At 37.8% G+C, this 22,576-nt stretch carries 21 protein-coding genes; 1 reads left to right on the top strand and 20 read right to left on the bottom strand.

The window, feature by feature from the left end:
• Nucleotides 1–2: 2 nt before the first annotated feature.
• From IGL13_RS05815 to IGL13_RS05720, 20 genes are all read right to left on the bottom strand, one after another.
• A complete protein-coding gene (locus tag IGL13_RS05815) occupies nt 3–485 on the bottom strand; it encodes a MogA/MoaB family molybdenum cofactor biosynthesis protein (protein WP_002415576.1) in 483 nt (160 codons plus the stop codon).
• Nucleotides 478–912: an MOSC domain-containing protein gene (locus IGL13_RS05810; protein WP_002357714.1), complete on the bottom strand. Its 435-nt coding sequence runs from the start codon at nt 910–912 to the stop codon at nt 478–480. The genes IGL13_RS05815 and IGL13_RS05810 overlap by 8 nt, the downstream gene beginning before the upstream one ends.
• A 2-nt stretch (nt 913–914) precedes the next feature.
• Nucleotides 915–1,889 carry a GTP 3',8-cyclase MoaA gene (moaA, locus tag IGL13_RS05805; protein ID WP_074653131.1) on the bottom strand — a complete coding sequence of 325 codons (975 nt, stop codon included), beginning with the start codon at nt 1,887–1,889 and terminating at the stop codon, nt 915–917.
• Nucleotides 1,886–2,395, bottom strand: coding sequence for a cyclic pyranopterin monophosphate synthase MoaC (gene moaC / locus IGL13_RS05800; protein ID WP_002378319.1), 510 nt, complete (start codon nt 2,393–2,395; stop codon nt 1,886–1,888). The genes moaA and moaC overlap by 4 nt, the downstream gene beginning before the upstream one ends.
• Nucleotides 2,396–2,658: 263 nt before the next feature.
• Nucleotides 2,659–3,861 (bottom strand): molybdopterin molybdotransferase MoeA, encoded by a 1,203-nt coding sequence (locus IGL13_RS05795; RefSeq protein WP_002366622.1) that lies wholly within the window; start codon nt 3,859–3,861, stop codon nt 2,659–2,661.
• Nucleotides 3,862–3,878: 17 nt separating this feature from the next.
• Complete coding sequence (fdhF, locus tag IGL13_RS05790; RefSeq protein ID WP_002378320.1) at nt 3,879–6,599, bottom strand: formate dehydrogenase subunit alpha; 2,721 nt, start codon at nt 6,597–6,599, stop codon at nt 3,879–3,881.
• A gap of 2 nt (nt 6,600–6,601) precedes the next feature.
• A complete protein-coding gene (locus IGL13_RS05785) occupies nt 6,602–7,900 on the bottom strand; it encodes a complex I 51 kDa subunit family protein (protein WP_002415578.1) in 1,299 nt (432 codons plus the stop codon).
• An 11-nt stretch (nt 7,901–7,911) separates the two neighbouring features.
• Nucleotides 7,912–8,400: an NAD(P)H-dependent oxidoreductase subunit E gene (locus tag IGL13_RS05780; RefSeq protein ID WP_002357722.1), complete on the bottom strand. Its 489-nt coding sequence runs from the start codon at nt 8,398–8,400 to the stop codon at nt 7,912–7,914.
• Nucleotides 8,388–8,969, bottom strand: coding sequence for a hypothetical protein (locus tag IGL13_RS05775; protein WP_002378323.1), 582 nt, complete (start codon nt 8,967–8,969; stop codon nt 8,388–8,390). The genes IGL13_RS05780 and IGL13_RS05775 overlap by 13 nt, the downstream gene beginning before the upstream one ends.
• The gene (locus IGL13_RS05770; protein ID WP_002361749.1) at nt 8,959–9,783 is read right to left on the bottom strand and encodes a formate/nitrite transporter family protein; all 825 of its coding nucleotides are present in this window, start codon (nt 9,781–9,783) and stop codon (nt 8,959–8,961) included. Before IGL13_RS05770 ends, IGL13_RS05775 begins: the two co-directional genes overlap by 11 nt.
• Before the next feature lie 15 nt (nt 9,784–9,798).
• Nucleotides 9,799–10,374: a molybdenum cofactor guanylyltransferase gene (mobA, locus tag IGL13_RS05765; RefSeq protein WP_002361748.1), complete on the bottom strand. Its 576-nt coding sequence runs from the start codon at nt 10,372–10,374 to the stop codon at nt 9,799–9,801.
• Nucleotides 10,375–10,513: 139 nt separating this feature from the next.
• A complete protein-coding gene (locus IGL13_RS05760; RefSeq protein WP_002360426.1) occupies nt 10,514–11,542 on the bottom strand; it encodes a lysylphosphatidylglycerol synthase transmembrane domain-containing protein in 1,029 nt (342 codons plus the stop codon).
• Between the two features lie 19 nt (nt 11,543–11,561).
• Nucleotides 11,562–11,828: a DUF1294 domain-containing protein gene (locus tag IGL13_RS05755; RefSeq protein WP_002357729.1), complete on the bottom strand. Its 267-nt coding sequence runs from the start codon at nt 11,826–11,828 to the stop codon at nt 11,562–11,564.
• A gap of 145 nt (nt 11,829–11,973) precedes the next feature.
• A complete protein-coding gene (pepT, locus tag IGL13_RS05750; protein WP_002378325.1) occupies nt 11,974–13,203 on the bottom strand; it encodes a peptidase T in 1,230 nt (409 codons plus the stop codon).
• Between the two features lie 29 nt (nt 13,204–13,232).
• A complete protein-coding gene (locus tag IGL13_RS05745; RefSeq protein ID WP_002378327.1) occupies nt 13,233–14,351 on the bottom strand; it encodes a Nif3-like dinuclear metal center hexameric protein in 1,119 nt (372 codons plus the stop codon).
• Entirely contained in the window at nt 14,335–15,051 is a 717-nt protein-coding gene (locus IGL13_RS05740; protein ID WP_002357733.1) for a tRNA (adenine(22)-N(1))-methyltransferase, read from the bottom strand. The genes IGL13_RS05745 and IGL13_RS05740 overlap by 17 nt, the downstream gene beginning before the upstream one ends.
• A gap of 202 nt (nt 15,052–15,253) precedes the next feature.
• On the bottom strand, nt 15,254–17,896 hold the full coding sequence (gene alaS / locus IGL13_RS05735) for an alanine--tRNA ligase (RefSeq protein WP_002366615.1): 2,643 nt from the start codon (nt 17,894–17,896) through the stop codon (nt 15,254–15,256).
• A gap of 345 nt (nt 17,897–18,241) precedes the next feature.
• On the bottom strand, nt 18,242–18,925 hold the full coding sequence (locus IGL13_RS05730; protein WP_002381934.1) for a helix-turn-helix domain-containing protein: 684 nt from the start codon (nt 18,923–18,925) through the stop codon (nt 18,242–18,244).
• Between the two features lie 546 nt (nt 18,926–19,471).
• Complete coding sequence (locus tag IGL13_RS05725) at nt 19,472–20,830, bottom strand: DEAD/DEAH box helicase (RefSeq protein ID WP_002385937.1); 1,359 nt, start codon at nt 20,828–20,830, stop codon at nt 19,472–19,474.
• Between the two features lie 53 nt (nt 20,831–20,883).
• Nucleotides 20,884–22,065 carry a VanZ family protein gene (locus tag IGL13_RS05720; protein WP_002357739.1) on the bottom strand — a complete coding sequence of 394 codons (1,182 nt, stop codon included), beginning with the start codon at nt 22,063–22,065 and terminating at the stop codon, nt 20,884–20,886.
• A 55-nt stretch (nt 22,066–22,120) separates the two neighbouring features.
• Here IGL13_RS05720 and IGL13_RS05715 point away from each other — a divergent pair, with 55 nt between their 5' ends.
• Nucleotides 22,121–22,519, top strand: coding sequence for a hypothetical protein (locus tag IGL13_RS05715; protein WP_002382283.1), 399 nt, complete (start codon nt 22,121–22,123; stop codon nt 22,517–22,519).
• Nucleotides 22,520–22,576: the final 57 nt, after the last annotated feature.

The raw sequence follows: 22,576 nt of genomic DNA, 5'->3' as shown, positions 1-22,576 counted from the left end.
GTTTATTCCTCATCATGTATGATTTTTTTATTTGTGATTAAATCCAAAGCGTGGGGCAAAACAGGCAACAAAAAATGCAAATGTTCTGTTACACTTTTCGGGCTACCAGGCAAATTAACAATGAGCGTGCGTCCTCTTTGAACAGAAACGCCTCGACTTAACATAGCAAATGGTGTTTTTTCCAAGCTAAGTTGACGCAAGCCCTCACTGATCCCAGGAATGATTCGCTCTGCTACACGTAAGGTAGCTTCTGGGGTCCGATCCCGTTCACTCACCCCTGTGCCGCCTGTCGTTAAAATCAAATCACAGGTCTTAGACCACTCTTGCAATAGCTCTACTAATTGATTTTCTTCATCTGGTAAAATGGTTTGTTTGGTTACCTGGTAGAGCACAGGTAACTGTTCACGAATCAAGGGACCCGATTGGTCGACAGCAAGCCCTTGAAAGCAACGATCACTTAATGTTACAATGCCCACTTTAAACAACGTCTAACTGGTCTCCTTTTTTAATATGACCTTCTGTCACAACGACTGCAAAGATTCCTTCTCTAGGCATGATGCAATCGCCCACTCGCGCGTAAATCTGACAGTGTTTATGGCACTCTTTCCCAATTTGAGTAACCACCAATTCGGAATCGCCTATTTTCATTTTCGTTCCAACAGGTAATTGACGTAAATCAATCCCTGAGACGATTATGTTTTCCCCAAAAGCACCATTGCCAACCCGAGCTCCTTTTTCATTGAAAGCCGTTATTTCTTCAAAAGATAACAAACTGACTTGTCGATGCCAATTACCGCCGTGCGCATCATTTTCTAATCCGAAACCTTTAATTAAGTTGACTTCAGGAATTTCCTTTTTCTGTGTGCCTCTTCGCGGGCTAATATTTATTGCAATAATTTCTCCTGTTTTCATACTTACCCTCCTATTTGTGACATAAATCGTTGTTCTCCTTGTTGTTCCAAGAAAAGATGTTTTTCAGGCTTACAGGCAATGCCACTCTTAATAATCCCTAACAATTCTGCTGTTTGTTCCTTAGCTAAAGCTTCTTTTAACGAGTAGCCGTCTGCAGAATGCAGGCACGTTTTTAAATGGCCGTCTGCAGTAATTCGAATTCGATTGCACGTCTCGCAAAAACAATGCCCTAATGCACTAATAAAACCTATTTTTCCTTTAAAATCTTTTAAGGCGTAATAACTAGCAGGGCCATTGCCCAATGGTTTTTGGTATGGTTGTAACGTTCCATAATGTTTGGTTAAAATGTCTTCTACTTCTTCTTGTTGCTTACCTGGATGCTCCTTCCCTAATCCAATTGGCATCATTTCAATGAAACGAAGATGCACAGTCTCTTTCTTAGCGATTTCAGCCAGTTCTACAATTGTTGCTTCACTTAGCTCTTTCCTAGCTACAGTATTAATTTTGATATTAGGTAATCCCACATCAATCGCTTGTTCTAAGCCCGCCAGAACATTCCTTAACTGACCAACTCTTGTTATTTCTCGAAATTCTTCTGGATCCAAAGTGTCTAAGCTAATATTAATGCCGTCCAAGCCCGCCTCTTTTAATCCTTGAGCCTCACGAGCTAACTTCATGCCATTAGTCGTTAAGGTTACTTTTTCGATGCCTGAGATTTGCTTTATCCTTTTAATTAAAGAGAGTAAATTTGGTCTAACAAGCGGTTCACCACCTGTTAATTTAACTTTTTTGATGCCTTCTTTCGCTAATATCCTCAGTAAAAAAATAATCTCATCATCTGTTAGAAGCTGCTCTTTTTTTAAAAAGCAAAGACCTGTTGCTGGCATGCAATACGTGCAACGTAAGTCACAACGATCTGTTAAAGACAAACGAACATAATCAATTTCACGGTTAAATGCATCTTTCATGCTGTTCACTCATCACTTTCCTTTGATTTAATTGAAGAACGAATGAAATGACCACTACGTCCACCATTTTTCTCTAATAAACCAATGTTTGTCATTGTCATTCCTCGATCAATTGCTTTACACATGTCATAAATTGTTAAGAGTGCTGCTTGCACACCTGTTAGCGCTTCCATTTCAACGCCAGTTGAACCCACTGTTTTTGTAAAGCAACGTACTTCTAAACAAGTTTGATTGCGCCAATCAAACTGAATTTCACACTTTGTCAAAGCAACCAAATGACACAAAGGAATCCATTCAAACGTTCGTTTTGCGGCGGTAATCCCAGCTACTCTTGCTACCTGTAATACTTCACCTTTTTTAATCATTTGGGTCTGAACCGCTTCTGCTGTCGCTTCCAACATGTGAATTTCTCCATAAGCGAGGGCTGTTCTTTCAGTGTCATTTTTTTCCGAAATATCAACCATATGCACTTCTCCTTGTGTATTCAAGTGCGTAAATTCCTTACTTTGAACCATTTCTCCACCTCACATTTGACATTTGTTAACGTTTACACAATACTTCTTTTTCAAGTGTATCACTCTTGCATCAAAAAAACAATCTGGCATCCATAATTTTTTTTAGTGAGAAATCGAAGTAAAAAAACGTTAAGTGACAAAAATTACGTGCTTCGCTTAGCCTGACCAGACTTTTGTCTAAGTCTTAAAACTTGATAAGCAATAAGCCACCAGTCGACTCGACTGATGGCTTACTTTCATACTAATCTTAGGTCAGGTTGTCATCAAGTTTGCCAATAATAGACTTTTACAAGCGCGCCTTTTTTGAGTAGTACACCAGCTGGTTGTTCTAGTAGGCAATTTGTTTCTAAAGTATTTGATAAATTGGATGAAAGATGACTTTTTGTCACTAAATTTACTTTGCCATCTATTTCTTTCGCTCGGTAAAATCGACGTAGTCTACTGGGGGCTAATTCATGCGCTAAAATTACTGTTCGTTCCTTGAGATTTAACTCGACACAATTAAAAAAAGTAGCTAATAATGTCCAGTAAAAAAGATGTAAATTAACCATTGCCGCAAACGGATTGCCTGAAACGCTTAAAATGAGTGTTTCTTGAAATTTACTTCCCATAACTGGGGTTCCAGGTTTCATATTTACAAAATGAAACAACTCTGTTCCTCCGATACGTTTAATTGCTAAAGGTAAATTATCCTTTTCACCTACCGAAACACCACCACAAGTAATTAATACATCAAGTTTTGGTGAAATCTCAATCAGCCTCTTCGCTAATTCTTCAGGGTCATCTGAACAATGGTCTAGGTGGATTACTTCATTACCACTCGCTTTGACAAAAGCTGCTAACATGTAGAGATTACTATTATAAATTTTCCCAACTGACAGTGGTTCTTCCAAAGAAACTAACTCACTACCGGTCGCTAAAATCCCCACCTTCATGCGCTTCAAAACAACAACTTTATCAATCCCTTGCATTGCCAACAAACCAATCATGCGACTATTAATCTGTTGATGTTTTGCTAAAATTTTTTGCTGAAAAGCAATATCTTCTCCAATTTCCGCATAGTTTTGGCCCGCAGTGACAGAGCGAAAAATTTTAACATGGTCTTGCCCAAAATCCGTCCATTCTTGTGGCACTACAGCATCAAAATCGGTTGGAATAAAAGCACCTGTTGTTATTTTAATCGCACAGTTATTCGTCTGATTACAATAAAACATGGAATCCCCTGCCACTAAAGAACCGACGACTTTTAAACAACTTGGGCTTTCAGCAGTCGCACCTCGTGTTTCTACTGCACGAACGGCATACCCATCCATTCCGGCACGAGGAAAATGAGGAATCGCTGTCTCTGCAAAAATGGTTTCTCCGCTAATCCGCCCCAAGGAATCAAGCAGCGCCACTTCTTCTGTTTCACATTGACTCTTCATATGTTGGGTCATTTTCTCTCGTGCTTCTTCCAACTCGATCATGTTTTAACCATCCTTTTTTATTTATTCACTGGTTTAATCGCAACGGCACAAACTTTATATTCAGGAATTGTGGCGATATCATCAAATACAGCATTGGTGATTTCGTTAACATTCCCATCTGGAAAATGGAATGTCATAAAGACTTCTTGCGGAAATACTCGATTTCCGACAGCCGCATAGGTTTCAATTTTGCCACGTCGAGAATGAACTTCAACTTTGTCACCTTCTTGGATTCCCAGAGCTTGTGCATCGACTGCATTTATCTCAATATAAGAGTGATTCGCTATTTGGTTAATCCCTTCCGTTCGTCCTGTCATTGCTCGGGTATTGTAATGGTAAAGCATTCGGCCTGTCGACATTAAATACGGGTACTCTTCATCTGGTAATTCTTGTGCTTGCTTATACGGAATTGCTTTAAATAAACCTTTCCCACGAGCAAAACTGCCCACATGCATAATCGGCGTACCTGGATCTGTCAAGCTACGACAAGGCCATTGTAAGCTCTCCTTCTCTAATCGTTCATAATTAATTCCACCAAACGAAGGCGTCACAGCTGAAATTTCTTTCATAATTTCTTTTGCAGATTCATACGCACAAGGATAGCCCATTCGTGTCATGACTTCACAAAAAATTTCATAGTCTTCTCGCGCTTGTCCTCTTGGTTCAACAGCTTTACGAACTCTTTGCACGCGCCGTTCTGTATTTGTAAATGTCCCGTCTTTTTCTGCATAACTGATGCCTGGTAAAACGACATCTGCATAAGCAGCCGTTTCGGTCATAAATAATTCTTGAACAACTAAAAAGTCTAAACTTTCTAAAGCCTGACGAACATGTCCTGTGTCTGGATCCGTAACAATTGGATCTTCTCCAAAAATATAAAGGCCTTTGACGCTTCCTGCCGTTGCTGCTGGTAAGACTTTAGTAGAAGTTAAACCTGTGTTTCGATTTAACGGCACATGCCAAGCTTTTTCAAATTTGTCGATTACTTCTGGATTATTGACTTTTTGATAGCCTGGGAAATCATAAGGCATACAGCCCATATCGCAAGCACCTTGAACATTATTTTGACCTCGCAAAGGATTGACACCACAGCCTGGTTTTCCAACTTTACCAACCAACATTGCCAAATTAGACATACTCATAACACCCTCAGTTCCTGTCGAATGTTCCGTTACGCCTAAACAATAAATGATTGGTGCTTTCTCTGCTTTTGCATACATGCGTGCTGCTTGAATTAAATCTTCTGGATGAATATGACAAATTTCTGCGACTTTTTCCGGCGTATAATCAGCCACCATTTTTTCTAAATCTAAAAATCCTTCTGTCCGTTCTTCAATAAAATGGCGATCTGCTAAACCTTCTTTCAAAATCACATGCATCATGCCATTAGCAAATGCGACATTCGTTCCCGCCTGAACTTGTAAATGCAGCGCACTATCCTTCACTAAGTTAATTTTCCGCGGATCAACAACAACAACTTGCGTTCCTCTTTGGATGGCTTGGCGAATTTGCGCACCAATAACTGGATGAGCTTCTTCTGGATTGGAACCTACTAATAAAATCATGTCGACATCTTCAGTGATATCAGCAATAGGATTAGTCATCGCACCAGAGCCTAAGGTTTGGGCTAAACCATGGACCGAAGCCGAATGACAAACACGGGCACAGTTATCAACATTATTGGTACCAAAAGCAGCACGCACCATTTTTTGAAAGACATAATTATCTTCATTTGTCGCTCTAGAGCACGAAAAACCAGCAAGAGCATCCGGACCGTTTTCTGCTTTAATTTCGTTAAATTTTGACGAAACAAGCGTTAAGGCTTCTTCCCAAGAAGCAGGTTCAAAAATCCCATTCCGTTTAATTAATGGCTCCGTTAAGCGATCTCCTGACCCAACAAATTTATATGAAGCAAATTTTCCTTTCACACAAAGTAAATTTTTATTAGCTGGTCCATCCAGGGGTTCAACACCCACCAAACGATTATTTTTAACGAGTAAATTCATCTGACAGCCTGTCCCACAATGTGGACAAGTTGTAGGAATTTTCTGGGTTTCCCATTTGCGGTACTCTTTTGTATCTTTTGCTGTTAACGCACCTGTAGGACAGGAAGAGACACAATTGCCACATGATTCACAGATAGATTGATCAAACGCCTGCCCATAACTCGGCATCATTTTTGTTTCAAAGCCACGATTAGCAATACTAAGTACATCTCTTCCCTGCCGCAATTGACAGACACGGGCACAACGACGACACATGATACACTTTTCTGGATCATAAGAGAAAAATGGATTACTGGTATCTTCTTGGTGGCAAGGCATTCTTTTCCCCTCGGTAAAGCTAGTGGCATCAATCCCATAATCTAGCGCATACTGTTGTAATTGACAATCCCCGTTTTTTCCACAAGAAAAACAGTCTAATTTATGATTACTCAATAATAAATCAAGAATAAAACGTCTGGAATCAGCAACTTTTTCAGAATGTGTTGACACAACCATGTCCTCTTGACAATGTGCCGTACAAGCAGTTGTTAAGCCACCACGTCGGCCACCTTCCACCTCAACCACGCACATCCGACAAGAACCATCAGGCGCTAATTCCTTTAAATGACAGAGCGTTGGGATTTCAACACCTAGCCCTTTCGCTGCTTCGAGAATGGTAGTCCCTTTAGGCACAGTTACTTCTTGGTTATCAATAGACAATGTAACTGTTTGCGTATGCAACTTTGTTTTCATTTTTACCAACCTCCTTTGCTGGTGACATAGATTTCTGTTTCAGCAGTCGTTTCAAATTCTTCTGGAAACAAAGCCAATGCACTCTTCATTGGATTTGCGACGGATTGTCCCAAACCACAAGCTGATAATCGCGTGACATGCGTGAGCATCTTTTCCAATCGCGGCAAATCACTAGCTGTTGCCTCGTTCCGATTGAATTTACTCAATAATTCCAAAATCCTAGTTGTTCCCAATCGACAAGGGGTGCATTTACCACAGGACTCATGAGCAAAAAAGGCCGCCACGTGTACTAAATAGTCCACAACATTGACTGAATCATCCATTACTACAATTGCGCCAGAGCCGACAGATAAATCATGCGCCCATAAATCTTCGTAAGAATACAAACAATCCCTTAACGTTGCGACAGCACCAATTGGACCGGATTGTCCACCGAAGTGAATAAATTTTAATGGTCGACCAGTTGCAGAGCCTCCGCCGTATTGCTCGCCATAAATTATTTCTTCTAATGGTGTTCCAAGGTTGACCTCGTATAAGCCCCGATTTTTAATATGTCCAGACAAACAAATTAGCTTTGTGCCGCCACCATCGGCAGTACCCATCTCTAAAAAGGCTTGTCCACCTTCTCGTAAAATTACAGGAACACTTGCAAATGATTCAACATTATTTACTAATGTTGGTTGCAAATATAAACCAACATCTGCTAAGTGTGGTGGTTTAACACGCGGCCGCCCCGTTTTTCCTTCAATTGAATTTAAAAGTGCTGAGTTTTCCCCACAAATATAGGCGCCAGCACCAGAAATAATCGTAATATCATAATTGAATCCTTCAATTCCTAAAATGTTTTCCCCTAAAAAGCCAGCTTGTCGTGCATTATCGAGTGCTTCTTGAAATGTTTTTTGAATTCTGCGATATTCTCCTCGCATATAAATATAACCTGCTTTTGCTGAAAATAAATAGCCAGCAATGATCATTCCTTCAATCACACTCAATGGATCTTCAGATAAAAGTACTTTATCCTTAAAGGTCCCTGGTTCGCCTTCATCAGCATTACAAACAATGTACTTTGTGGTTCCTTTTGCATGATAAAGATGGCGCCATTTTTTTCCTAAAGGATAGGCTGCTCCACCGCGACCTCTTAAGTGAGCAACATCCAGTTCGTTTAAAATTTCTTCATCCGATAGTGAAATTGCTCTTTTTAAACCATCAAATCCATCGTATTTACAATATTCAGCAACATCGGTCGCAGATTGCATTTTTCCCATTCTCTCTAATAACATTGGTTGGTTTCTCTTAAGCATTGACTCACCTCCTACAGTCCTTCATAGCAATCATTTTGTAAATGTTGAATTAATTGATAAATTTTCTCTTCGGTTAGTTGACTAAAAACGGTGTCCTTAATTTTAATTACTGGACCTAAATCACAAGCCCCGATACAAGGAATACTGTGATACATAAATAAGCCATCTGGTGTCGGCTGATTCTCTGGCACTTCTAAAATGGTTTCTAAAACTTCGGCAACCATCGCCCCACCAGTATAATGACACGGTGTGCTGTTACAAATCTTCAAGACATACTTCGCTTGCGGTTCCGTCTTTAAAATGGCATAAAAACTGACGATTTCATAGACTCGCGCTTCCGTTAAATGTAGATGCTCTGCAACTAATTGAGCTGTCTCCTGATCGATATACCCTTCTTCTGAAGCAAATTGTAATTCAATTAAAATATTTAAAATTCGTTGTGGATCAGCATCGTTTTCTAGAATAATCGCTTCTTTTTCAATTAAGCTTAATGCACACATTCCTTTTTATTCCCCCTTTTTAGTGAAACTTGAAGTTGTTCTCCTTGATAATAGATACGCAATTCTTTTGGTATTTCAGCAGATAGTAAACAAAAATCGGCTTTATCTATAACATTTTTTGCTGATTCTTTTTGGCGATTCTGGTTATTCATCATAAGAAATAGTCCTGGCTGCACAACATTACGTAATGAATTTGATTCACAAATGATTAATGCTTGGGCCGGCACAGCTTTCAGAAATTGCTGAATGGCTTCCGCCAAATTTTCTTGAAAAACTTTCAATAGAAAAACTTTTTGACAACCTGCAGCTAATAATTTCATGGTATCTTTATTGCCAATCGTCTCTTGCTCTTCTACTAATTCATAACCAGCTGTAATACTGGTACAAATTCCGCATCCTTTTGTGCCTCGTTGACACACCCCTCGTTGACCACTAATCGTAATAATCTTCAAGCCATAAATTGGATAGACTTCTTGGTACTGTTTAATAAGGGCTTCGGCTAATGTCGTTTTGCCACTATTCCGACCAGTAGATCCAATTTGAATCATATTTGGTACCTCAATTGCCATAGAGCTCCTCCGTCTGAATCGTTTTCTCAACTCTTGGTTTGACAGTTGCTGGTTTTGTCATAAAGATCAATGGTACGGCCATAAAAAGACTGCCACCTACTGCATTGCCTAAAAATACCCATAATGTATTCTGCAAATAATCCCACCAACTGATTGTGGTACTTTGTGAAAAAATTGCCGCTGGAATAATAAACGCATTGGCGACCACGTGTTGAAACCCACAAACAACGAAAACCATGACAGGAAACCATAAGCCAAACATTTTACCTAAATATGATTTTGCCAACGCTCCGAGATAAACCGCTAAACAAACAAAAATATTACAGCCAATCCCTGAAACAAAAGCAACTAGCGGTGGATCAGCAATTTTCGCCTGAGCAACTGCGACTGTTTTATCCAGAAACGCACCTTCAGTTAACCCAACAATATGGCCAAATAAATACGCCACAAGAAATCCGCCTAGACAATTGGTCAATAAAACAACTAGCCAGTTATAACAAAGAGCGCCCACTCGAACCTTTTTCTGTAATACGCCTAATGTCATTACCATCATATTGCCTGTTGCTAACTCACCACCAACAAAAGTAAGCGCTATCAATCCAACTGGAAATAAAGCTCCACCCAGAAAGTTGTTAAAACTTCCCCATTCTGTGGGGGCAGTTCCAGTGATACGAATAAACGCCAAGTAACCTAGTGCAATACAAAAACCAGCCATGATGCCTAAAATACAGAGTCGAACAAACGATAATTTCCCTTTCATTTCTGCCTTATCACCTAAGCTTGCAACTATTTCTTCACTACTGAAAAAATCCATTACGATTCCTCCTTTTTATCGATACCACTGAGACAATTCTTCTTTTCGATTGACATTTTTAAGTTGATTCTCTTTTGATAGTTGCACCGTTTTTACAGATAGATGCTCAAATTCTTGCCGAATCTGATAGTTATTTTGCGCAAGCTGTTTTTGAAATGTTGGTAAACAAGAACATCGATAAAAGCCAAATAATGGTTCTTGACGACCTTCAAAGTCAAAGATTGTTACTTGATTTTGTCCACGCTTAGAGGCTAACTGATACACAAGTTTAGGAGAAAAAGTTGGTATATCACAGGCAATTACAAACACTTCAGCTTTCTGAGTATAGTTCATTGCTGTCACAATCCCACCTAATGGCCCCTTTCCAAGATACATATCTTGAATGATTGTGCATTTTCTAAACGCCTTAGGAAATTTTTGACTATCATTCGTTACTAAAATAACCTCTTCGAACAGTTCCATTAACTTTTCAGCTGTTTGCAAGATCACGTATTGGCCTTGAATTTTCAATAATGCTTTATCAAATCCCATCCGTGAACTTTTCCCGCCGCATAACAGCACTGCTGTACAATCAGCAATAATTTTCGCCACCCCTTTACCATAATTTTTATTAGTTCAAAAAAATATTTTTTAGTCATGTATTAAGTCTATTATAAGACATCCCTCGTACAAGTCAATTCCTTTTAAAAAAAAGAACGAGAAAAAGAGTCGCTCTTTTTCTCGTTCTACCTTATTCATCTGTTTGACGTTTTATTTCTTCAATCTCAATGCGTAATGATTTTCGTTTCTCAATGGCGACATAAACCAAGCCAATCAAAAAGGGTAACACAAAGCTACCAAATCGATACAGTAAAACAGATGCTACAGCATCAACATTGCCGACCAATGGTTTAAACAACAATAAGTAAACAAATTCAAATGGACCAATGCCAGCAGGTGTCGGAATAACTCCTGAAAGAATAACAGCAAAACTGGTAAAGGACATCACTAATAATAAATCAATATTCGGGTGATTTTCTACTAAAACAATGTAAGGAATAATGTACCAAAATAATAATTTAAATACATTCCATGAAAAGATTCGAAGCAACGCTGAGCGATCTTGTGTAATTGTTTGGACAGCTGCCCGCAAGGAATAGATTTGTAAATTACAATTATCCACCCAATCTCTTAGTTTTGGTCGTTTAAACCAACGATTGGCAAACTTAACCAATAAAACTTGCAACTTTAAGCTACTAGATAAAATAAGTAATGCTGCAATTATTACTAATGTTAAAATAACACCTGCTAAAATGAATGGAATCATTTTAGGCGCATTTTCATAAAACAGGGAAAATTGAATAATCAAACCAATAATTGCTAAAAAAATCACGGCTGCTTTGTACATAATCATATGTAATGCCGTTATTCCCACACTTTTAGAAACAGGAATTCCTTTTTTCTTATAAAAATAAATTTCTGAAAGCAAGGTTCCCGTGCCAAATGAAATAATCCGATAAAATGCTACATAACAAGAAGTAAAAAAACCATCCACTGTTGTAAAGTCTTTGTTAAAATAACGAGCTATTTCCTTGATTGAGCGCCCTTCTGCAAATTGATAAACTACTCCAAAAAAAATAACAGCAATCAGCACCAGCCAACTCGTTTCCATCAGTTGAGCAAAAATATCACTTAATGAATTATCCATGACATAAAAGATTACGCCTAAAACGATAATCATTAACAACATATTTAAGCCAATTTTTACTTTTCCTTTCATCGCTTCTCCTTTTTTGTTCTTACTTAAACGTTAGATAGATGCAACTAATCATCGCGATTACGCCAATTGAATAACACAATGCAAAAACTGGTTTTTGAGTTTTATGATGAAATTTCTTTTGTCCCATTAGCCCACCTAGACCGCCACCGACAAGTCCTATCGTCAATAAGCGGCGTTCTGGAATACGCCAGTCCCCACGTTTTGCTTGTTTTTTATCATAACCCATCATACTAAACAATACTAAATTAATGACGAGGAAATAAATGATTACTATCCACTGAAGCATTCTTTCTGGCCTCCTAACTAGTTACTGTACTAGGATACCTTGTTCTGATTCTAATTGCAAAAAAATTTTCAACGACTCATGAAACTACAACAGGAAAGTAAGTTCTCGGTTGCCCGTTTTCTTACTTTCCTATTGAGTGCCTCATTTATTTTGCATTTAATTCAGCAATTTTAATAATCACATTGGTCGCTTTTTCCATGGCTTGTAATGAAACAAATTCAAAACGGCCATGCATATTTTCGCCACCAGCAAAGATATTTGGTGTTGGAATCCCTAAATAAGAAATTTTTGAGCCATCCGTTCCACCGCGAACTGGTTCAATAATTGGTTGAATTGACAATTCTTCCATTGCTTGTTTAGCAATTTCGACAATGGACATATCTTTTTCAATCACTTCTCGCATATTATAGTATTGATCAAATAAATCAACTTTGATTCGTTCTTCATCAAATGGTGCATTCAATGTTTGCTGAATTTCTTTAATTTTAGCTTTACGTGCTTCAAAAATCTCGCGATTGTGATCGCGAATAATATACGTCATTGTAGCTTCTTCTGGCGTTCCAGCAAACGCTGCTAAATGATAAAAGCCTTCTTCACCTGCTGTTTTTTCTGGAACTTCGTCAGCAGGTAAGGCATTATGGAAATCAATTCCTAATTGTAACGCATTAATCATTGTATTTTTTGCTGTTCCTGGATGAACGTTTTTCCCTTGAATTGTAATTTCTGCTTGCGCCGCATTAAACGTTTCAAATTGTAATTCACCTACTGGTCCGCCATCCATTGTATAAGCAAAATCCACGTTAAATTGAGCGACATCAAATTTGTCGGCACCTACACCAATTTCTTCGTCAGGACCGAAAGCCACACGAATGGTGCCATGTTTAATTTCTGGGTGATTAATTAAATATTCCATGGCTGTCATTATTTCCGCAATACCTGATTTATCATCAGCCCCTAATAAAGTGGTACCATCTGTTGTGATAAGTGTTTCACCACGATAATTTTTTAAGTTAGGAAAGTCTTTCGTATTTAAAGTGAATTTGCCTTCTTTATCTAAAGGAATCGTTGATTCTCCGTCATAGTTCTCAACAATTTGCGGAGAAACATTCACTGCATTAAAATCAGCGGTATCCATATGGGCAATAAAGCCGATTGAACGAACGTCTTTCTCCACGTTACTAGGTAACGTAGCAATCACAAAACCATTTGTTTCGTTATAAATAACATCGTTCATCCCTAATTCTTCTAATTCTTTTTTTAAGGTTTGTGCAAAGGCTACTTGTGTTTGTGTTGATGGTGTCGTTGTGCTTGTTGCATCTGAGCGTGTTTCTGTTTTCACATAGCGTAAAAAACGAGGTAATAAATTTTCATACATAAAAGAACACTCCTTTAATCTTCATTTTTTTATTTAAAACGAAATGGGTTGGTATTCGCTTCTGATTCAAAAATGGATACAGCCCACTCATTTTCTTGTTTCCATTGATTCATTAATTCCACAAGTTTTGGCTTACAAAGCGCTTCAATGTAATGACCAGGATCGATGACTGGTAAATCTTCAGCAATCATGTCATGTGCCGTATGATAATACACATCACCAGTAATATAGACATCGGCTTGTTTACGTAATGCATCATGATAGAATTTTTCACCACTTCCACCACAAATGGCTACCCGTTGAATCATTTTAGTATCATCTTTTGCAATGACCCGCAAGCCATCCAATTGGAAAGCTTCCTTGACTTGCTGTACAAAATCAGAGAGTCTCACAGGCTTGTCTAATACTCCAACCCGACCTAAACCAAATTCTTTTGATTGATTTTCAATGGTATAAACATCATACGCCGGTTCTTCATAAGGATGCGCTTGTAACATAGCTGCAAGAACTTGTTCTTGTTTAGTTTCAGGGAAAATCACTTCGATTTTTGCTTCTTGGACGACACTTTCTTGACCAATTTCGCCAATCGTGGGATTTGCTCCTTGTGTTGGTGTAAAACGTCCTGTTCCAATTAAAGAGTAACTTGTTTTAGAATAATCACCTTGAGACCCGGCGCCAGCTAGACCTAAAGCTTCTCTCATTTGCGGAGCTTCATCAATTGGCACAAAAACGGCTAATTTTTTATAAGGAACAGTATGTGTTTTAGTTAAAAAGGTGGTCTGTTTAATTCCCAATAATTCACAAAACCAATCATTTAGCCCATTGTCAATAATATCCATATTAGTATGCGCTGCGTAAACAGCAATATCGTGTTTTAATAAATCAGCGTACATTTTTTCTTGAAAATTATCTGTGGTTAATCGCTTAACTGGGCGGAAAATAGGTGGGTGTTTCGCAATAATTAAATCAACCTGCTTCTCAACTGCTTCTGCAACGACCTCAGGACGAACATCTAAGGTAACCATCACATTTTCAATTGGTTTATCTAACGTACCAATGTGCAAGCCCACAGGATCTCCCGTTTCTGCTAACCATTCGGGACAATAGTCATTGAAGCGTCGAATCAATGTCTTACCGTTCACAGCCATTGGCCAGTACCTCCTCAATTAATTGTTGGTCTTGCTGTAGTTTCGCTTGCTTTTCAATATGTTCTCCACTTGCTTTTGCTAGTTGTGCAAGAACAGTTTTGCGCTGTTTTAATTCTCGTTGCCATTTTTTAGTAAAAACCGGTCCTTGTTTTTTAATTAAAACTGGCCCAAATAGTAATTCTTGGTCCGTATAAGAAACGGATTGCTCTGTTTTTTCGGCTACGATAATTTCATACAATTTACGGTTTTCTTCCACGATTGTTTCATCAATAATACTGTAGTCATTTGCCATTAACCAGCGGCGTAAAGTTGGTTCACCAATATTCGGTTGTAAAACAAGGCGTTCCTTCCCTGTTAAACGATTTTTTTTGCGTCCAGCTTCTAAAATATCTCGGATTAATGTGCCGCCCATTCCACAAATACTAATGACGTCTATTTGATCTTCAGGTTCAATTGCATCTAGCCCGTTCGCTAAACGTACGATAATCTTATCCGTCAAATTGGATTTACTGACTTGGGTTTTGGCAGATTGATAAGGGCCTTCTACCACTTCCCCAGCCACAGCAAAAGACAGTTTATTTTCTAACATTAAAGCAACTGGTAAATAAGCATGGTCTGAACCAATGTCTGCTAAGCGACTTCCTCTAGGGATTAAATCACCAACCGTTGCGAGACGTTTTGATAATTGATTTTCATTCATATTTTTGATTCCTCCGTTGCTTATTATACCATTGTCAATTGAAGATGAAAACTTACACATTCGTGCAATCTACTGTTTTCTCTCCCTAATCACTTATAAAAAAGAACCCCCTTCAAAATCAATTTCATAACTTTGAAGAGGGCTGTCATTATTGCTATAAAGAGCATTCTCCTTATATTAATAATAGGGAAAACATTTTTAATTAGGCATTTGCCAACCAGTTTTCAACTTCTGCTAAGGCATCCGCAATCCCTGCTGGATTTTTCCCACCAGCTTGAGCCATATCAGGACGACCACCGCCGCCACCGCCAACTTTTGGCGCAATTGCTTTGATTAAGTCACCGGCTTTTAAGCCTTTTCCGTTCATGTCTTTTGTCATAGCCGCTAACAAGCTTACTTTTTCATCTTGTGCAGTTGCTAGAACTAGTACATCAGACAATTCTTTTTGTTTCCATTGGTCAGCCAATTGGCGTAATTGATTCATGTCTTTAACATTGACTTGAGCGGCAATATAACGAACACCGTTGACGTCTTTGACATCTTTAAAAATGTCACCAGCTTGTTGGTTCGCTAATTTGCCAGCCAATTGTTCGTTTTCTTTTTGTAGATCACGTAATTGTTGTTGCAATTGCTCTGTTTTCGTAACCACTTCTTTTAATTGAGGTGATTTAACTAGTGTAGCAATCTCTTTCAATTGACGTTCTTCTTCTTGTAAAAGTTGATACGCTTCTTTACTCGTCACTGCCTCAATACGGCGTACTCCTGCACCAATCCCAGATTCAGAAACAATTTTGAAAATCCCGATATCTTCTGTATTAGCAACATGTGTTCCACCACATAATTCGATAGAGTAATCCCCAATATTAACTACACGGACTTCTTTGCCATATTTTTCGCCAAATAACGCCATTGCGCCCATGTTTTTCGCTGTATCAATATCTGTTTCAATTGTGACAACAGGAATAGCTTCCCAAATTTTTTCGTTAACGATGGCTTCCATCCGCGCTAGTTCTTCTGATGTAACTTGCCCAAAATGAGTAAAGTCAAAACGTAGATGTCCTGGTGCAACTAATGAGCCTGCTTGGTTGGCATGCTCCCCTAACACATCTTTTAAAGCACGATGCAATAAATGGGTTGCCGTATGATTTTTCAAAATACGTGTCCGCATCCGTTCGTCCACTTGCAATTGATAAATTTGGCCTTCTGCTAATGGCGCCAAAACTTCTACTTTGTGTAAAAATTGACCGTTTGGTGCTTTTTTCACATCCACCACGTTGGCAACGACTTCCCCTGCGGTATTTTTTACATAGCCGCGGTCAGCAATTTGTCCACCCATTTCAGCATAAAATGGTGTTTCAGCAAAAATTAATTCGGCTGTTCCTGCAGATGCTTCATTTACTAGTGCGTCACCTTGAATAATAACAAATAATTCACTATCATGTGTTAATTCTGTATAGCCAACAAATTTACTTTCTACTTTAATATCTGTTAATAAAGCAGATTGAACACCCATTGAAGTTTCTTTACTGCGGGCAGAACGAGCGCGTTCACGCTGTGCTTCCATTTCTGTTTCAAACCCAGCATGATCGACTTTCAAGCCTTCATCTTCCGCAACTTCTTCCGTTAATTCTACGGGGAAGCCAAAAGTATCATAAAGTTTGAAGATAATTTTTCCATCTAATGTATCGCCTTTTGCATCTTTAACTTCTTTAATAACCTCATTTAACATGCTTAAACCTTCATTGATGGTTTCATGGAAACGTTCTTCCTCTGTCCGAACCACTTTTTCGATGAAGTCTTTTTGTTGTAATACTTCTGGATAGTAGCTTACCATGATTTCGCCAACAACAGGCACTAATTTGTATAAAAAGGCTTCATTAATGCCTAATTTTTTCCCGTGCATTACCGCACGACGTAATAAACGACGTAACACATAGCCACGACCTTCATTTGAAGGAAGCGCACCATCACCAATTGCAAAGGATAAGGCACGAATATGGTCAGCAATCACTTTAAAGGAAACATCCGTTTGTGGTGCATCTCCATATTTCACGTTGGTTCCTAAAGCTTCTACCGCATGAATGATTGGCATAAATAAATCAGTTTCAAAATTTGTTGGTGCATCTTGAATAATAGATACAACACGTTCCAAGCCCATGCCCGTATCAATGTTTTTATGTGGTAATGGTTCGTACGTATCTTCTGGTGTATGGTTAAATTCAGAGAACACTAAGTTCCAAATTTCTAAATAGCGTTCATTTTCGCCACCAGGATAATTTTCTGGATCATCTTCTGGAATATCTAAAAATTCTTCGCCGCGATCATAAAAGATTTCCGTATCCGGACCACTTGGACCAGCACCGATATCCCAGAAGTTATCTTCTACATCAATAATATGATCTTCAGATAAACCAACTTCATCACGCCAAATGCGTTTTGCTTCTGTATCTTTCGGATAAACAGTCACATATAATTTTTCTGGGTCAAAAGCAAGCCATTCAGCACCAGTTAAAAATTCCCAGGCCCAGTGAATCGCTTCATTTTTAAAATAATCTCCAATTGAGAAGTTCCCTAACATTTCAAACATTGTATGATGACGAGCCGTTTTCCCAACATTCTCAATATCATTTGTACGAATAGATTTTTGAGCATTCGTAATTCTTGGATTTTCTGGCACAACAGAGCCATCAAAATATTTTTTCAAGGTCGCAACACCAGAGTTAATCCATAATAATGTTGGATCGTTTACTGGTACTAAAGAAGCGCTTGGTTCTACTGAATGTCCTTTAGACTTAAAGAAGTCTAAATACATTTGACGAACTTGACTACTTGTTAATTCTTTCATTGATTTTCCTACTTTCTATTAATAATTAACTATTTATATTTTGTACCCTCTTAAGTGGCAGATTGTGAACACAAAAAACACCATTGCAGTCAAGGACGATTGCTCGCGGTACCACCTTGATTGCAATGATGTTGGATCATTACCTCTTAAGCTCTATAACGCAGAGTCGCGTTGATATTTCTATCAAGTCCATCTAAAGGGAGCAAGTAAATTTATCTGATGCCCTTCTCTCAGCAATGAACGGCTTTCTGTGATCAAAATAAGATTCCTCATATCCTTTAGCTTATAGTCAAAAGTATAAGAAAGATCTGCTAAAAAGTCAATTGTTTTCGTAGGAATCTTTCCTTACTGAGCTGTTTCAAATAACGTTTGCTCTAAATAAGGCAAAATTTGTTCATTTATTTGATACCCTTTTCCCCAAGAGGTTGTAATAATCTCTTCGTTCATACCTGCATCACTAAATTTTTGTTTCACTCGTTTACATACGAAAGACAGCTGCGATTTTGTAGAAGCATCTGGTTCTTTCTGCCAAAGCAAGCGACAAATTTGATCACGATCCAACCCTTCGTGGGCATGCTGATACAAGATTTTTAAAAAGCGTTGTTCGTTTTTTGTAAAGCGAATCTTTTTTACTTGGTCATCAAGTAGCTCGGCTGTGACTTCGGCAAAACTTTGATCGACCGTGTCAATTTTTTCACGAATATCTTCCAATGAATCTTTGAGGCCTAACCACCGGATAATACCTCTTTCCTGCCAAATCTCTGCTTCACGTTTATTACACATCGATTGTGAACGTCGATAAATCGGCTTCTCTAACGATGAAAGACTTCCTAATAATCTCAAGCAATCGTTCTGAGATAGTGTTTCGCTTAATACAATTGCATCAAAATAATTAAAAAAAGTTAACTCATGTTCTATAGTTTCTTCACAGCAGTTCGTACAAAAGACTTCATAATTTAAATGTTGTAATTGCTGCTGAAATGTTTGCTCAACTAAAATGTTCTTTGTTAATACCAAAATCCTTCTCATTTCTTCTTTCCTCCTAGAACTCTTTCTGCTACCAATAACTAAACGCACCAATCAAAATACGTTACCAAATCGCGTGTTTTCTCCATCGATTGGTTAATAAACACCTTTTTATCTTCATCTCTCTTCGCTCCTTTATTCTTTATTTTGGTGGTTATTTATATTATATTAGAAAATGATTTTTTTTGTGTGTAAAATTTTTTTATCCTCCGTAAAAAAAAATGAATTTCCTTTAATATCAACTAATAAAGCTGATTTTTTAACAAAAAAAGTGCCGAAACTTCCTACTTTTTGCTAAAACACGCCAAAAATTCTGTAATTTTATTATTTTTTTCTCGAGAAAACATCAAAATGTTGATGTTTAACACTAACATTTTGATGTTTTCGACAAAAATCTTTACAATTAATCGGTAATTTTCTCTACTTTTAACGATAACTACTTTTAAAAAAGAGTTATTTTAAAAGTGACTTAAATATTTATCATATAAAAAGTAAGGGACTAAAATCTTTACGATTCTAGTCCCTTACTTTTTATAATCCACAACGTTTTTAGTTAGAAGAATTCTTTTTTGCTTTCCTAGCAGAACGATCTTTTTGACGACGTTCAATTTTACGTTTTTTCTTATTGCTGTCTTCAATTGCCCAATTAATTTTTTTCTTGTATCCTGGTTTAATTTTTTTCTTTTTCTTTTTCACTAAACCAATTAACGTTGGGTCTAATTCTTCTCGAGATTTTTCTCGTTTTGTTCGACGATTACGATCATACGTCTCTACAATCTCACCATTTTTAATTTCTTTTGGTTTGAAAGAAACACCTAACTGCTCAATCTGAGTAATCGCTTCATCATCTGCTGGTGAATATAATGTTATGGCAGTCCCATTCAATCCATTACGTCCTGTGCGGCCAACCCGATGGATAAAGAAGTCCAATTCATGTGGAACTTCTGCATTGATGACATGTGAAACCCCTTCAATATCAATCCCACGTGCGGCTAAATCAGTAGCTACTACATATTGGTAGTCAAGATTTTGAACTTGACGCATCACACGTTTTCTTTCGCGTGGTGTAATGTCTCCATGAATTTTGGCAACTTTTAGGCCCTGATCTTTTAAGTAATCGGTGATTTCATCAACTCTTTGTTTAGTATTTGCAAAAACAATCGCTAAATAAGGATGCCCGATAGTCAATAATTGATAAATTATTTGATTGCTGTTTTTTCCTTTGGTGGAAATCAACCAATTGTCAATTGTTTCTGAAATAACTGCTTTTGGTTTGATATGTTCAATCACTGGATTTTCTAAATATTTTTTTAAAAATGGTCGTAATTTTTCTGGAATGGTTGCAGAAAAAACGAGCATTTGTAATTTTTCTGGCAAACGACCCGCAATTTGATCGACTTCTGCTAAAAAGCCCATATCTAATGTCATGTCTGCTTCATCGACAACAAAGGCAAAAGCCGTATGCACTTTCAAGGCTTGTTCATTCATCATATCTAAAATACGCCCTGGTGTACCAATCACCACATGAGGTTGCTGATGCTTTAATTTATTTAATTGACGTTGTTTATCTGTTCCGCCAACAAAATTTGACACTCGAATTTCTGGTTGACTGAAACGAGCCAGTTGCTGCGCTTCTTGATAAATTTGATTGGCTAATTCACGACTAGGCGCAGTAATCACAATTTGTACTTCGTCGATAGTTGGCTTAACTTTATCCATTAATGGAAGTAAAAAAGTATGCGTCTTTCCACTTCCTGTTTGCGATTGTCCAATGACACTTTTCCCTTTCTTAATGATTGGGATTAATTTTTCTTGGACTTCTGTTGGTTCTTCAAACCCTTTTTCTGCGAGTGCTTCGTTGATAAAAGGTTGAAATTGAAATTGTTTAAATGAAGGCACTTGCCTCACCTCTTCTCGTTAAATTCTTTATGCACTTTGGCATTATAACACAAAAACAACTTTTACTCACCTGCTGATTCCTTTGTTTTCGCAACTTCTAATGTACTGACTGTATAAGTATGGCTGGCTTTTTCATAAAACAAACGCCGTTTTTTACGAATCAAGGTTAACAAAACGTTGATCAAAAACAGTAAATATAAAATTAAACAGAACAAATACAGAAGCAGTGACACCATTTGCAACATCCGATTAGAAGAATTCAATAAATCAGTGGCATTGGCTAGATAAATACTAATTAAACCATACACAAAATACAAATAACCGTAGCGAACAAACAAGGCTTTTAAACGAATTTTTTCATGTCCTGTTTCAACCACCCGAATGCGAACAACTTTTTTCCCTAACGTTTGACCATTTGTCAGTTTCATCATGACGATAAAGACCGCAAACACCATGATAAAGAACCACATCCGATCTGAAAAAATCGGATAATTGGTTGCCCAATTTTTATAAGCTGGAATGAAATTTAGTCCAAAAACGAGCAGGCCTTGCACAAAGCCAATCACCAACCAATCAATCCCCCATGCAAAGAAACGTCTCAACAGGCTAACTGTCTGCCCTTTTTCATAAGAGGTGGCATCAATTTCTTCTCTTGTTGGCAATAAAAAGGTAAAGAGCGGCGTCAACCAATAACCAACTATGCCTCCGACGGTATTATTAATTAAATCATTGACATCCGCCAAGCGATACGAACGTGGATAAATAAAATAAAGGCCAGATAACTGTGTTAATTCAAAAAATAATGACAATAAAAAACTCGCAAGAACTGTTTTTAAAAATGAACATTTGAAATAATACCGTAAATACACACCAAAAGGTAAAACTAATAAAACATTAAACAGTGGTTCTAAAACGGCATGCTGTTTTAATGCTGGCAAATACGTACTAGGATCTTTGAGCGAAAAAACAGTTTCGTTTAAAATCCCTGAAATAAAATGAAAAGGCCGCAGTTCCATTGTCGGTCCTGTGTATTGAGCCACTTCTGCCCGAGATGGCAACGGTAAAATTACCAAGAAATAGGCACATAATAAATAAAAAACAAATGAATACAAAATCATTGCTCGTGTCCAAACAAATGAACCATATTTGCGGTATTCATATATTAATAATGCCCCAGAAATAAAAAATGCTAGAAACGGGAAAATAATGATTGCCCATTTAATTGGTTCGCTATATACTGCCATAAAAATTCCTCCAAGATAAACAATTTCAAGTATGAATGCCTCAATAACACTATACTTGTTTCTAAAAAAATGTACCAACAATAAATTTTATTTTGCAAATCCTCTCCTTTGCAGTATCATTAAGAAAAAGGAGGACGTTCTCATGTTACAGCCATATTTTGCGTTTGGAGTGCCGCTATTTTTACTTGTGCTCTACTTACTCTTTGCACTGATTCACCGTCAAACAACGATTCATTATTTACGGTTTATTTTGTTACTTATTTCAACATTTCTCATGGTTTTTAGTTTCCAAGTATTGCAAGAATCATGGACCATCAACCCTGAAACGTTAAAAGATGCCGCTTATTCTCCGCAATGGTTATGGATTCCTTTAGGTATCGGGTTAATCCTCACACTTTACAACGCTTGGCACGGCCTTCGTACAATGATAAAATACAAGACCGATAAACATTAGTAAGAGTCTAGGACGATGGTTGTGTCCTAGACTCTTACTGTCTCATCATTCAAATGA

The organism is Enterococcus sp. DIV1937, from assembly GCF_050535975.1.
In the GTDB taxonomy this organism is placed as follows: Bacteria; Bacillota; Bacilli; order Lactobacillales; family Enterococcaceae; genus Enterococcus; species Enterococcus faecalis.
Note: the sequence above shows the minus strand (reverse complement) of the source record. Positions and strands in the feature narration are given on the sequence as shown.

Coding starts and splice junctions, on each gene's coding strand:
- IGL13_RS05780 (WP_002357722.1), bottom strand. CDS start 8,400: ATGTGTGCATTAAGCTTAATTGAAAAAGAAGCGATTATTCTAGAAAAC.
- IGL13_RS05760 (WP_002360426.1), bottom strand. CDS start 11,542: ATGAAAGGAAAAGTAAAAATTGGCTTAAATATGTTGTTAATGATTATC.
- fdhF (WP_002378320.1), bottom strand. CDS start 6,599: ATGAAAACAAAGTTGCATACGCAAACAGTTACATTGTCTATTGATAAC.
- IGL13_RS05730 (WP_002381934.1), bottom strand. CDS start 18,925: ATGAGAAGGATTTTGGTATTAACAAAGAACATTTTAGTTGAGCAAACA.
- IGL13_RS05740 (WP_002357733.1), bottom strand. CDS start 15,051: ATGAATGAAAATCAATTATCAAAACGTCTCGCAACGGTTGGTGATTTA.
- alaS (WP_002366615.1), bottom strand. CDS start 17,896: ATGAAAGAATTAACAAGTAGTCAAGTTCGTCAAATGTATTTAGACTTC.
- pepT (WP_002378325.1), bottom strand. CDS start 13,203: ATGTATGAAAATTTATTACCTCGTTTTTTACGCTATGTGAAAACAGAA.
- IGL13_RS05770 (WP_002361749.1), bottom strand. CDS start 9,783: ATGGATTTTTTCAGTAGTGAAGAAATAGTTGCAAGCTTAGGTGATAAG.
- IGL13_RS05755 (WP_002357729.1), bottom strand. CDS start 11,828: ATGCTTCAGTGGATAGTAATCATTTATTTCCTCGTCATTAATTTAGTA.
- IGL13_RS05775 (WP_002378323.1), bottom strand. CDS start 8,969: ATGGCAATTGAGGTACCAAATATGATTCAAATTGGATCTACTGGTCGG.
- IGL13_RS05720 (WP_002357739.1), bottom strand. CDS start 22,065: ATGGCAGTATATAGCGAACCAATTAAATGGGCAATCATTATTTTCCCG.
- IGL13_RS05785 (WP_002415578.1), bottom strand. CDS start 7,900: ATGCTTAAGAGAAACCAACCAATGTTATTAGAGAGAATGGGAAAAATG.
- IGL13_RS05795 (WP_002366622.1), bottom strand. CDS start 3,861: ATGATCGAGTTGGAAGAAGCACGAGAGAAAATGACCCAACATATGAAG.
- IGL13_RS05810 (WP_002357714.1), bottom strand. CDS start 912: ATGAAAACAGGAGAAATTATTGCAATAAATATTAGCCCGCGAAGAGGC.
- IGL13_RS05745 (WP_002378327.1), bottom strand. CDS start 14,351: ATGGCTGTGAACGGTAAGACATTGATTCGACGCTTCAATGACTATTGT.
- moaC (WP_002378319.1), bottom strand. CDS start 2,395: ATGGTTCAAAGTAAGGAATTTACGCACTTGAATACACAAGGAGAAGTG.